This window comes from Microcoleus vaginatus FACHB-2002 (assembly GCF_040004035.1).
Classification (GTDB): Bacteria; Cyanobacteriota; Cyanobacteriia; order Cyanobacteriales; family Microcoleaceae; genus Microcoleus; species Microcoleus vaginatus_C.
In genome coordinates this window covers 1-12,097 of sequence record NZ_JAMPLN010000013.1, presented here as the reverse complement: position 1 = coordinate 12,097, position 12,097 = coordinate 1, and the positions used below count along the sequence as shown (strand labels likewise).

Sequence of the window (12,097 nt, the reverse complement as noted above, 5' to 3'; positions counted from 1 at the left end):
ACCCTCAATCGGGATTAACTTTAAATTATTTCAAAGTTATTCGACCCCAGATTCAGGTTATTATTTACTTGAGCGACGATCGATATTTGACCGTCTTGATTGCGGTAGTACAGCGAACCGTCAACCGGGTTGTAGATGAGATTAGCCGTGCCCGCTGCCCCAGGAGTGTTGGGATTGAAATTGGGGTCGGTAATAAATTGGTTGGCAGTTAGATTGCCCGGTATTAAAGCATTAAACACAGCGTTGTCAAGCTGAATTTTATCTTCTGTAGGATTAAAGTCGGTAAGGGTATCCATATTCTCTGCCCCGACAAACTCGAAGCGGAATGTATCCGCCCCCCCACCACCGCTGAGGATGTCATTTCCTATGTTGCCAGAAATAATATCGTTGCCCGCACCGCCTTCTACGATGTCATTGCCTTTACCGCCGTACAAAATATCGTTTCCTTCACCGCCTCTTACGGTGTCATTCCCTAAGTTGCCGTTTACGATATCATCGCCGGGCCCACCCTCAACCACATCATTGCCTTTACCGCCGTAGATAGTATCATTTCCTTCGCCGCCCAAGACAAAATCATTGCCCTCACCGCCGAAAAGGTTGTCGTTGCCAAGGCCGCCGTTCACAGTATCGTTGCCGCGATCGCCAGACAGGAAGTCATCGCCAGCACCGCCGTCAACTAAATCATCACCTTTACCTCCAAACACAGTATCATTGCCTTCTCCGCCGAACAAAGCATCATTGCCCTCACCGCCGAAAAGGTTGTCGTTACCAAGGCCGCCGTTCACAATGTCGTTGCCGCGATCGCCAAACAGGAAGTCATCGCCAGCACCGCCGTCAACTAAATCGTCCTGTTTACCTGCAAACACAGTATCGGGGCCTTCTCCGCTGCGGATGGTATCTGCTCCTTGGTTGCCAAACAAAAGATCGTTCCCATTGCCGCCATCGACTACATCGTTACCTTTACCGGCGTAGACAATATCATTGCCGTCGCCACCTCTCAAAACGTCATCGCCGTCTAGACCTAATATGAAGTCATCGCCATCAAGACCGGCAACTTCGTCATTGCCAGAGCCTAGAATGATTTCATCCGAACCGATGCTGCCGTTAATTCTGTTTGGTAAATCCGGCGAGCCTTGGATAATTAGACCGCCAATAGCGTTCTGTTCAACGCTTAGGGGTTGAGTGGGATTTGTTACTTGGGACATAGCCTGTCATCTCAAATGGGGGGATATCTATCCAGAGGTTTATCTCTCTGGTGAGATTTACCAGCTACAATCCCGATGTCCGGAATGGTTGTATGTGAAATTAGTCAAAAAATGCAAATTATTTATTTTATTTTTAATGGGTAAATTTAAGAGACAACCAGAAACTATTTAACTATCTAGAACTATTGACTTCACAATTTATAGCAAATCCTGGTTATAAATCCCTGCTAGCCCTCGGTGGGAACTTTCCCTGCACAAACGAAGTCTAAGCATATATAAACTCAGAAATAAAGGGGTTGTTTAAGTCGGATTTGGTCTCACTACTGACTGCTCACAACTCTTTTCGGTGAACCAGAGTTGCACTAGCTTGGTCTGTCGGAACTAGCAAGACTTCGCTAATATTGACGTGGGGCGATCGCGTCGCGCAAAAATACACGACATCGGCTACATCGTCAGCAGTCAGCGGTGTCAATCCTTGATAGACATTTTTGGCTTTTTCTGCATCGCCGTGAAACCGGACATTGCTAAATTCTGTTTCCACCAAACCCGGCTCTATTTCCGTCACCCGCACCGGTGTTCCCAAAAGGTCTTGTTTCAACCCTTCGGAAATAGCTCTCACTGCTGCTTTAGAAGCGCAATAAACATTGCCTTTCGGATAAGCTTGGCGGCCTGCTATGGACCCGATATTCACTACGTGACCGCGGCCTCGGTTTACCATTCCCGGCACGATCGCGCGAGTCATGTAAAGCAAGCCTTTAACATTGGTATCAATCATTTCTTCCCAATCTTGAAAGTTGCCTTCATGCAGTTTGTCTAAACCACGGCTCAATCCCGCATTGTTAATCAGAATATCGATGCTTTTCCAGGCATCGGGAAGCGCAGTTATGGCCGATTCCACTTGCGGGCGATCGCGCACGTCCAATTCTAGCAAATAAATCTCGTTCGCCGATGCGAGGGATTTTGTTTCTACAAGTTCGTTTGCCAGTCGATCGAGTTTTTCAAGGCGGCGGGCTGCTAAAATTAGTTTGGCTCCACCTTTGGCGAATATCTTGGCACAGGCTGCTCCGATACCGCTACTCGCACCTGTAATGAAAACAATTTGGTTTTGGATAGAAATCATTTTTTGTCAGTTGTTAGTTGACTGTTGGCTGTTGACTGTTGACTGTTGACTGTTGACTGTTGACTGTCGTCATTGGTTATTTATTAGTTTTTTTATTTGTTAGTTGTTATTTGCTATAGCCTTTATCGCTATATAGCCATCCTAAATCATGTGTGAATTTCTTACTCCCTCCCCTTGATAAGGAGAGGGTTGGGGTGAGGTCAAAAATTTACGACTCATTTAGGATTGCTATAGTGAGGTATGTTTAATTCCTTTAATGAGATTTTTTCTCTTCAAATATGTACCTCGTGTGACTAATAACCGCTATACAACTTACTAATCACCAATCACCCATTACCCATGCCCCATGCCCCATGCCCATAACACCTATTTTATTACTTGACAACCCGCAATCGCACACTAACTGTTGCAATTCCACCTTGTCGCATCAAAACTGCTGAAACCCACCGATTTTCGGGCGTAGCCGGAGCTTTACCTACTTTAAAAATTCCCCCGGAATTTAGCAACTCCAGCTCGACTTCTGAGGGATTAAAAAAGGTTTTTTCGGTAATTGGTTCCTCCAAAACAGTCCCTATTAAAATATCATCGCCGAGCGGCTCTCGCACAATGGCATCAAAATGGTACTCTTCGCCCACCTTAACTTGATCCGGAAAATTCACTTGAATTGTGGGAGGATTTTGCCCCGAACTAAGCTGAGTTTGTTCTGCTAAAATCTCTTGACTAACTATTTTTTCACCTTCAAAGCGCTGCTGGGAACGGATGGTAGCTTTGAGAGTTAATTCTCTGCCATCCTTTTTTTGAGTGCCGGCAATTGTAGTTATGGTTTCTGCGAGAATCGCGCTACCTTCGGTTTTCCAAGATTTGATCTCGGTGCGGTAATTTAAACTCGGATATCGATCCCAGAGTTGGGTGAGGGCTTTTTCCATGCTTTGGCTGTTTAAGCCGTCAGAATGAGTGAAATTCTGACTGTAAAATGCCATAACTGCTTTGACATCGCGCCGGTTGGCCGCTGCGTCAATTTCTGTTAGCACTTTTGTGAGTGGGGCAGGCGCATTTGCAGGGGTTTGGGCGATCGTTTGGGGAGTCGCCGCGATCGCACCGATCGCTCTTGCCGCACTAGGATGCAGCACGCCAGCACTTACCACTGTTAAACATAACAACATTTGAGCGATCGACTGCCCGCAGTTAAAGCCAAAAACGATCGCCCGATCGGCTTTTTCGTCCCGACGGCTGGAAAAATACTGAGATGCACTTGGCACTAAATTCAAAAAATTACGCATTAGATGATAATTTGGTTATTTGTCAGGGGTCGTAGCTTGGGCAACTGTTCACCGGCAACGAAAACTGACAACGGAAGCAGGGACACGGCACAATCTAATTTTAGATTGCTGATTCAAAATTGGCTGAAACTGCCGGAATAATAAGCATAATAATCTAAAACCTCAAATATAAAATTGATCGACCTGTGGAACTTGTACTTGTAAAAAAAGAAACAAATACCTTGACAAAAGCCCCCCTCCGGTTGTTGGTTGCAGCTAGCGGCACTGGTGGACATTTATTTCCCGCGATCGCCACCGCTGGGCAGTTGAACGACTGTCAGATCGAATGGCTGGGAGTCCCAGACCGCATGGAAACCCAGTTAGTTTCATCCCTTTACCCCCTCCACACGATCGCCGTCGAAGGCTTTCAGCAGGGATTTGGGCTCGGTACACTGCGAATTTTGGGCGGACTCGCCGGCTCGATCCTTCAGGTGCGGAAGTTGCTCAAAGCGGGAAATTTTCAGGGAGTCTTTACTACCGGCGGTTACATCGCAGCACCTGCAATTCTAGCGGCCCGTTCTTTGGGTTTGCCGGTAATTCTCCACGAATCTAATGCAATTCCCGGGAAGGTGACGCGCTGGTTTAGTCCTTTGTGCACTGCTGTGGCGATCGGATTTGAAGCAGCAGCCCAGCATTTACCCCGCGCCAAAACCGTGGTGGCTGGTACGCCGGTGCGATCGCAATTCCTGACTCGCCAACCTCTAAATTTGCCAATTCCTGACAGTGTACCTGTAATTTTAGTTATGGGCGGCTCTCAAGGTGCTGTCGCAGTCAATAAGTTAGTGCGCGAGTGTGCTCCGGCTTGGTTTGATGCCGGTGCTTGGGTAGTTCATCTCACCGGAAATAATGACCCGGATGCTGAGAGTTTGAAACACGAACAATATTTGTCGATGCCATTTTACGACAATGTGGCGAGTTTGTTGCAGCGAGCAAATTTAGCAATTAGTCGATCGGGCGCGAGTGCTCTGACAGAATTAGCAGTGACGGGAGTACCTTCTATTTTAATTCCTTTTCCTCACGCCGCTGACGACCACCAAAGATTTAATGCGGAAGTATTTGCTAAAGCCGGCGCCGCCGTGGTATTCCGTCAAAGCGAACTGACAGCAGATGTGTTGCAAAGCAAAGTGTTGTATTTGTTAAGAGATTCCGACTATTTGGAAAAAATGTCTCAAGCAGCTTCTGAATTAGCAGTGAGAGACAGTACAGAACGTTTGGCTAATTTGGTCAAAGAATTGGTGGTGAGGTGAGATTTTTTAGGGGTTTTAACCGCAGATGAAGGCAGATGAGCGCAGATGAACGCAGATGAAGGCAAATGAAGGCGGATGTTTTACACGATATGGGAGTGGATGAATTTAACTACTGATTCTAATCCTTCTTGGGTCTTCAAGTTAGTAAAAACAAAAGGTTTCTCGCCTCGCATTTTTTTAGCGTCTCGTTCCATCACGCCTAAATCTGCTCCTACATAAGGTGCGAGGTCTGTTTTATTAATTACTAATAAATCTGATTTAGTAATTCCTGGCCCGCCTTTGCGCGGAATTTTATCGCCCGCAGCGACATCGATCACGTAAATTGTTAAATCTACTAACTCCGGGCTAAAAGTTGCCGCCAAGTTATCGCCGCCGCTTTCGACAAATACTAAATCTAAATCTGTGAATTTTTGTTCTAACTCTTCTATCGCTACTAAGTTAATGGAAGCATCTTCGCGGATGGCTGTGTGGGGACAGCCTCCCGTTTCTACGCCCAAAATTCGATCGCTCTCCAAAGCTTGACTCCGAACCAAAAACTGGGCATCTTCCTGAGTATAGATATCATTAGTAACAACGGCAATCTGGTATTGCTGCCGCAGCGCCTTGCACAAAGCATCCAGTAAAGCTGTTTTCCCGGAACCAACGGGTCCCGCAATTCCTACACGAAAAGCACTCATAATTATTTTGGTAATTGGGCATTGGGCATCGGGGATTGGGCATAGTTGCTTTTTCTTCCTTCTTCCTTCTTCCTTCTTCCTTCTGATTTTCAACTGCGAAACAATCGAGTGTACTGAGTTTCGTGCGCCATGCTAGCGAGTCCTAATCCCCAACTGCAACTACCAAGCTCATCATCTTCTAATTTTAAAACTTCTTGCGCCGTACAGCTAATTTGAAACTGCAAATCTAACAGTAACTGTTGACCGGCTGTTTGACCGAGGGGAATCAGTTTTACGCCCGCACTCGCCAAATTTGCAGCCCAACTGTACAAATATCCTAACACGGCGGCTTCCTCTTCAATCTGCCAGTTGGCGGCGGCAATGCCAAAGCCGATCGCAAAATTGCACTGATTGCTGCCAGATTCCACGAATTCTTTTACAATTGTGGTTAACCCAGAAGCAACGGGCGATTCCCTGCGGGATAGCTTCGCTTCACGCAAATCCAGCAGCAACCTGACCAAAGTCCGCCCCATTTGCCAACTTTGCAAGCGCAATTCTTCTGTTTCCTTAGTAGCAGTCGCCCAAGCATTCCAGTAATTCAAAGCTGTCAAATCCCCTTTCTGTGCCGCCCTCAAAGCCCTTACCACCACAGCGGCTTCTACTCGCACAGCCCCGAATTGCAGCGAATTTTCTAACCAATTTCTCAAAGTAATCTCGCTGTCGATCGCACCGGTTTCTACCAGACTTTCGATTCCCTCAGAATAACTATAAGCTCCTACAGGTGCAAAAGCTAACTGCAACAAAGATAAAAGTTGATTGTTCACTGTTGACTGTTGACTGTTGACTGTTGACTTCTTGCTTCTTGAATGGCCGAAAGCAATTTAGTCACAAGCCCTCGGATTCATCGGTGGGAGTAAATCTAAAATCTAAAATCTAAAATCTAAAATCTAATGGCTGTGCCCGTAAGCGCCCATTTCCGGCTGAAACGGCACAATTTCCTCTGTTACTTCCAAACCCATTTTTTCGAGCATTCCCTGCAACACAGAGTCGGGAGAAAGCCTTAAATAATTATCGGCAATTTCTAAAGCTACGTGACGGTTTCCTAAATGATAAGCTGCCCGCATCAGTCGCAGCGGACTTGATGCCCGCGCTGTCAGAACCGGTTCGGGTTTTGCACTTACCAGTACCAAACAGCTACCGTCTTCCGACTGCAATAAATCTCGATCGCGCAGTACCGTACCTCTGGGCAAACTCAGGTGCAGCTTTTCCCCCGTCTCTGTCTCGAATCGGTGACGGCTGCGAGTGCGATCGTCTGCTGTCATTTGTAAAGTAAAGCTGACAATAGCATCGGGATTTGCAGGTAAATGTTTTGTGAAGGTTAGCATTTTTATATTCTATTCCTCAGAGCAATTCACTTGACATTTAGTTTTTGAGGAATATCTTTTTTATAGCCGAAGGAATAAGAAAGACTGAAGTTCCAATCTTCAGCTCATGTTTAAGAAATTAAAAACGTCTTAATCGTGTTGGCGATCGCTATATCTCATTCCAATTTACAGCAAGTTGAAAAATATTCATCTCTCTGACCGCTCCCGTTCTGGTCTTATTACCAAATTCATGTTATTTTGTCAAGCACTTTATCACAGACGATCGCTTTTTTTTCAAAAAATTTTGCCTACCGCCTAGGAACTCGAACAACTTAAATCTCCAATATTATTGTTGGGGGGAGGTAGCGGTTAGGCATCCTGCCTGCCGTGAACAAGCTTTTATGGAGAAGTCTAATAGAACGGGAGAGGAAGAAAGACTCAAACCCTCAAGCTTATTGATTGCCAGCTTGTTGCAGTCGCAGGAGCTCGGCTTGAATTCGCTGTTTGACTGCCGGGTCCGCTTGCTGGAGCAAAGTGAGCTGGTTGAAGCGACTAACTGTCAAACCATTGGTTTCGATAACTTTTTTAGCTTGTTGGCAGTAATTCACCGCGATGCCGCGAACACCTCCCGACAACCTATTGATTTCCTGAGTTTCGTTGCACACTACTCTGGGAACCGAGCCCCCAGCCATTCCTTTAATTTCGTTATAAGCTTCCACCCGTCTGGGTTCTATTGCCAACACAGCACGAGCGTAGCTAGTAATTTCTTCGCTGCTAATTTCTTGAGCTTGGGCTGCAGATCCGAAAACGAGGTTTGGGGATTGTCCATACAAACCGGGCGCCCATCCGCTAGCTAAAGCTGCTGCAGAAAAGATGCCAAGCAACAGCGATTGTCGCAGCATCCGGTTTATGCCAAATTTAGAGGTGTTTAGTGAGGTGTTCATGGTCGTCGGTGATTGATTGCGTGTAGATAAAAATGACACAGCGCTTGGAGGCTCAATCTTTTTGAATAATGTGGTGGGTAAAAAGTTCCTGCCGTTGGTGACTATTTTGAATTCCAGCAGAAGGGTTGGGGAGTTGCTACGACGATCGACTTTTTAGCAAATTCGATAATTTCATTCTAACATCTGTCGGAAGTTGACAAAATTCAAACTTTAGATAGTAATTTTAATTACAGAGCGTTCCCGAATTGCCTCTGCCAATAATTCTAAAAGCGCCAATATTAAATAATTCTAAAAGTTATTGACAAATTACTCGCCTTAATTAGTCTCATCAAGGTACGCGCTAGCAAAGCTATCTTCCCGCAAGGGTTCCCGTTCCCCGCAGGGGTTCCCGTAGGGTAGGATAGGGAAGCGTCTGGAAGGCTAGGTCAATCGATTTTAGATTTTAGATTAAAGAATTGAAGCATTGACCCCACGGATAAATTCGGGGGCTCCTTTATCGGATACAGGTTTTTTATTTCTCTACGGATGAATCCGGGGGCTTGTATCCTGGATGCTTTCGGTCAAACTTAGCAGCAATCGCACTCATCAATTGCGGCGATGATTTATTTAATGTTAAGCGGTGGTGCATTTGCCGATCGAGAAAATCCCCCACTGGTTTGGCTGCTGACGAAGCCAAAGCCGGAACAAAAATCATATTTCACTACCCGAAGATAGAGACAGGAACAGGGCACTAGACATTAAAATCTTGTTATCAAAATGCGCGCTATCTGTTTTTGGCAGTCAACGCGCAGGCGTGGGATTCCAGTTCTCGCTTCCTCCAGTTTGGGGCTGTGAAAACTTGTCTGGGAGTTACCAAGAAATCTGGTTTTTATACGAAATAAAATCGTTACAGCCACCAGCAAAAGCAGACAAACCCGGAAAGCTGGAATTTTTGGGGCTCAGTTTTCTTGTCATCTCGATCGCAGATAGCGAATTTTGGCAAGCATTATCGCAGCAATTTAACAATTATTAATTACCCATTGCCCATGAAAAGTCAAAAAGAAATTTGGCGAGTTATCCTCGCAGTAGCTATCAGTATTGTAGGCGTGCTGCACTTTGCAGTACCCGCACCTTTTATCAGAATTGTGCCGCCCCAGCTTCCTTACCCGGAAGCCTTGGTTTATATCAGCGGTTTTTTCGAGATTTTGGGCGGAATTGGGCTGTTAGTTCCTCCTGTGAGCAGGGCGGCGGCGTGGGGATTAATTGCCTTGTTTATTGCCGTGTTTCCAGCTAATATCAATCAAGCCGTCAACAACATTCCCATAGAAGGGATTCCCCACAACCAATTACTGTATTGGTTCAGGCTGCCTTTTCAAGCCGTCTTGATTGCTTGGGCCTGGGTTTATACCCAACCAGACGAAGGTAAACCCCGGGCTTCTATAGTTCCAGATAGAACAGAAAATGCCCGATGAAGCAGTTTGACTACTCTTTGGATTTTAAGAACATCGACTTTCGACAGCACCCGGAACTTTATCGCGTAGGGAAAGGGGAACAGGGAGTCTTGTTGGTGGAACCCTACAAAGGAGAAATTCTGCCTTTCTGGAGATTTAAGACTCCTGAAATTGCCAGGGAGTCCAGCAGCAAAATTTACTCCTTGTTTTTAGAGTATCTCGATCGCGAAGATTTTGTGGGAGCCGACATGGCCCGCAAGTTCTTGCAAATGGGGTATACTCGATCGCGTCGCTACGCCAACCACAAAAGCGGTCGAAAATACCAGCAAAACCCTCAAAAGCTGAAGTCTGTTGCTGAGCAAAGCGCCGCTCGAAAAGATATTTTGCCGCTAGAAACAGATCCGGTGAAAGCAGAATCCGCAGCCATTTTTCAAGAGAAATGGATGCTGGCCAAAATCAATGAGAAATATCTCCAGCTTTTAGCCAGACACCGGCAGATGTACGAATCTTATTTAGTCAAGTCTGAGGATTGACATAAAGTTACAAAAACTCAGAACTTACAATTTAGCCCCCAGGCAGCGGTACAGTTGTGCTTGACTATCTGGGGGCCACATCGATCGAGGGTTGTCCTATAACTTACTCATCCTCTTCTTCCGCCTGCCACTGCCGCCAAATTTCAAAGGCATTAAAGCCCCTGTATTGCAGGTAATTCAAGACTTTGCCCTTGGTTTTCGCATCTGCTTTACCCCAAGTATCGATCTTGTATTTCCGCATGACTTTGGCTTTTAATTCGGCCAGTTTTTCTGCTTCGGAGTCCTGATTTTCGGCAATTTCTTCTTCCCAGACTTGCTCGAACAAATCGTTGGTAATTCCTTTTTGCAGGCACTTGCGCTTGATGGCCGACTTTCCGTATTTGCCTGCTGCAGAGGCGATCGAGTTTGCCACCAAGCGAGTGTCGGACTGATAGCCGCGGTCTTGAATTTGCGCGATCGCCTCCAATATTTCCTCATTGCCAAAACCTTTCTCTTGCCCCTTTTTGCGAAGTTCAGAGGCACTGTAGTCTTTGCGGGACAAGAGAAAATAGAAATAGTCAAGACAGCTCATCAGTTAAATCGAAGGGTGGCGCGCAAATACTCGTGTAGCGAAGCCAAATCCAGTCGCCTTGCTATCGGCTGACTGCATTGCGTGAAGCGAAGCTATCCCGCAGGGAATCGCCTCTATTCTTCTGTATCCTCCTCTTCATCATCCACATCCACATCCGGTCTGTCCACATCGATCTGAATCAAGCGAATGTGCTTGTATCCGAGCTTAATTTCAAACTCGTCTCCCGGCTTTAATCCCATTTCTTGGGTATAATTTGCCCCGATCACGATCGAACCATTCTTGTGAACGCTAGCTCGATAACTCGCTTCTCGTCCGCGTCCGTCTGCTTTCGACTTCTCTAGCTCAATGCCCTTAGCAGCTAACACTGCATCGTAAAACTCAGCCAGATTAATCCGGGTTTCTCCACTTTTGCTGACAGTGAAGTAGCCGCAAAGCTTTGCAAGTTCTCTGCGTGGCAAATCACTGCCTTTGATTTTTTGAAGCAGACCTTTTCCTGTTAAGGGTGCTGTAGCTGTTTCTGCCATTGACCGTACCTCGCTTATTGGACTTTACTTATATCAATTACAACACATTAGATGAACTTTGTTTCACTGTCAATACTAAGAATTCTGAATATTAAGATTCTGGATAAATTTCTGCCGCCTCAAGACCGGGGGTGCAAGTAAGGATGCTCGAAGGGCGATCAATTTGCTCCTCGCGACCCAAATGCTTGTGTAAGCCTCGGAGCGATCGCGCGGGGAATTATTGTCGCAAATTAAATGTTTTACTTTTTTACAGTAAAGTCTGTTCCCTGCATTCACCAATCCCCGATCAAGTCTGTGGTCAAGGTAAAAACAAGACAGCCATGAATCGAAATACCTAGAGCGCGACCGCTGCAAATCTACCGAAAGCATTTACCCGCCGGGGTTAACTTTTACCTCAACAAGGGGAGGCAGCACTTGTTCTCGATGCCCCTGCCAGCTACTTGCAAAACCAGTTTACAAAAAGAATCCAACTGTAGGCAAGCTCCAAACCCTTATGGAATAAGTCATTCCCAATTCTTCAATCTAAAATCTAAAATCTAAAATCTAAAAGGGTATAAACCCTATTTTTCGGGCTGGAAATCCCCTCAAAACCCCAAATACCAACGAGCAATCTTCTATTAAGGTGTGGGGCATATAACTTCCACAGAACGCAGTCTGGGGAAGCCAATCCGGTAAAAATTGAAGGAAATTTCACCTCTTCGTTGAACGGTTTTAAGCTAAAACCCGACTCAATGGGCGCGGCAGAAACATCGGGCAGCCACTAAGAGGGGAATAGTTTTGATCGGGCGAGATTGCTTCGCGACTCTTAACACTTCGCCAAGAATCAGTAGATGTCTAGGCGTAACTCGGGAAAACTTCCTCCTCCGGCCCCAAGCCAGAGAATTTGAGGTTATTTCCACAGGGGAATTGAAAAAGACCGAGTTAAATGCACAACAGCTTAAATGTTTGATGCACTAGAAATTAGCAGCGGTTCCCGACATGGAGTTTCGATGGAAATGTATTGGTTTCCATTCGTGGCCTGTCAACGGCTAGACTCTCAAAATGTAATTGCTCAACCCCCTTGACAAGAAGACAAGATAGACATTAGATCAAGGAATGGAAAAACTCCCCGACCTAAAACAGCTATCGAACGAGGCAAAAGAAGCCTTGATAGTAGAGCTATGGGAGAAAATCCAAAAACTAAC

At 45.9% G+C, this 12,097-nt stretch carries 14 protein-coding genes; 4 read left to right on the top strand and 10 right to left on the bottom strand.

The features are described from left to right. Positions 1–20: 20 nt before the first annotated feature. The 3 genes from NDI35_RS13205 to NDI35_RS13195 all read right to left on the bottom strand — a co-directional run bounded on the left by NDI35_RS13205 (position 21) and on the right by NDI35_RS13195 (position 3,605). Entirely contained in the window at positions 21–1,205 is a 1,185-nt protein-coding gene (locus tag NDI35_RS13205; RefSeq protein ID WP_445313129.1) for a calcium-binding protein, read from the bottom strand. Positions 1,206–1,536: 331 nt separating this feature from the next. After that, entirely contained in the window at positions 1,537–2,325 is a 789-nt protein-coding gene (locus NDI35_RS13200; RefSeq protein ID WP_445313128.1) for an SDR family oxidoreductase, read from the bottom strand. A 374-nt stretch (positions 2,326–2,699) separates the two neighbouring features. Then, entirely contained in the window at positions 2,700–3,605 is a 906-nt protein-coding gene (locus NDI35_RS13195) for a nuclear transport factor 2 family protein (protein WP_445313127.1), read from the bottom strand. A 185-nt stretch (positions 3,606–3,790) separates the two neighbouring features. On the opposite strand from NDI35_RS13195, the gene murG reads away from it, so the two are divergent. Further along, positions 3,791–4,891, top strand: coding sequence for an undecaprenyldiphospho-muramoylpentapeptide beta-N-acetylglucosaminyltransferase (murG, locus tag NDI35_RS13190; RefSeq protein WP_445313126.1), 1,101 nt, complete (start codon positions 3,791–3,793; stop codon positions 4,889–4,891). A gap of 80 nt (positions 4,892–4,971) precedes the next feature. On the opposite strand, the gene ureG is transcribed toward murG, so the two are convergent. From ureG to NDI35_RS13165, 5 genes are all read right to left on the bottom strand, one after another. Beyond that, a complete protein-coding gene (gene ureG, locus NDI35_RS13185; RefSeq protein WP_445313125.1) occupies positions 4,972–5,568 on the bottom strand; it encodes an urease accessory protein UreG in 597 nt (198 codons plus the stop codon). 89 nt (positions 5,569–5,657) lie between these two features. Then, a complete protein-coding gene (locus tag NDI35_RS13180) occupies positions 5,658–6,371 on the bottom strand; it encodes an urease accessory protein UreF (RefSeq protein ID WP_445313124.1) in 714 nt (237 codons plus the stop codon). A gap of 123 nt (positions 6,372–6,494) precedes the next feature. Continuing rightward, positions 6,495–6,932, bottom strand: coding sequence for an urease accessory protein UreE (ureE, locus tag NDI35_RS13175; protein ID WP_445313123.1), 438 nt, complete (start codon positions 6,930–6,932; stop codon positions 6,495–6,497). Positions 6,933–7,363: 431 nt separating this feature from the next. Further along, on the bottom strand, positions 7,364–7,855 hold the full coding sequence (locus NDI35_RS13170) for a DUF4168 domain-containing protein (RefSeq protein WP_445313122.1): 492 nt from the start codon (positions 7,853–7,855) through the stop codon (positions 7,364–7,366). A 511-nt stretch (positions 7,856–8,366) separates the two neighbouring features. Next, positions 8,367–8,549 carry a hypothetical protein gene (locus NDI35_RS13165; protein ID WP_445313121.1) on the bottom strand — a complete coding sequence of 61 codons (183 nt, stop codon included), beginning with the start codon at positions 8,547–8,549 and terminating at the stop codon, positions 8,367–8,369. A gap of 51 nt (positions 8,550–8,600) precedes the next feature. Here NDI35_RS13165 and NDI35_RS13160 point away from each other — a divergent pair, with 51 nt between their 5' ends. From NDI35_RS13160 to NDI35_RS13150, 3 genes are read left to right on the top strand one after another with little or no spacing between them, the layout of a single operon-like run. Then, positions 8,601–8,867 carry a hypothetical protein gene (locus NDI35_RS13160; protein WP_445313120.1) on the top strand — a complete coding sequence of 89 codons (267 nt, stop codon included), beginning with the start codon at positions 8,601–8,603 and terminating at the stop codon, positions 8,865–8,867. Between the two features lie 13 nt (positions 8,868–8,880). Then, positions 8,881–9,306: a DoxX family protein gene (locus NDI35_RS13155; RefSeq protein WP_015177615.1), complete on the top strand. Its 426-nt coding sequence runs from the start codon at positions 8,881–8,883 to the stop codon at positions 9,304–9,306. After that, positions 9,303–9,818: a DUF4385 domain-containing protein gene (locus tag NDI35_RS13150; protein WP_445313119.1), complete on the top strand. Its 516-nt coding sequence runs from the start codon at positions 9,303–9,305 to the stop codon at positions 9,816–9,818. Before NDI35_RS13155 ends, NDI35_RS13150 begins: the two co-directional genes overlap by 4 nt. A gap of 103 nt (positions 9,819–9,921) precedes the next feature. Here NDI35_RS13150 and NDI35_RS13145 read toward each other — a convergent pair whose 3' ends face one another. Next, positions 9,922–10,389, bottom strand: coding sequence for a regulatory protein RecX (locus NDI35_RS13145; protein WP_445313118.1), 468 nt, complete (start codon positions 10,387–10,389; stop codon positions 9,922–9,924). 113 nt (positions 10,390–10,502) lie between these two features. Then, complete coding sequence (locus NDI35_RS13140) at positions 10,503–10,913, bottom strand: AbrB/MazE/SpoVT family DNA-binding domain-containing protein (protein WP_172184952.1); 411 nt, start codon at positions 10,911–10,913, stop codon at positions 10,503–10,505. Positions 10,914–12,097: the final 1,184 nt, after the last annotated feature.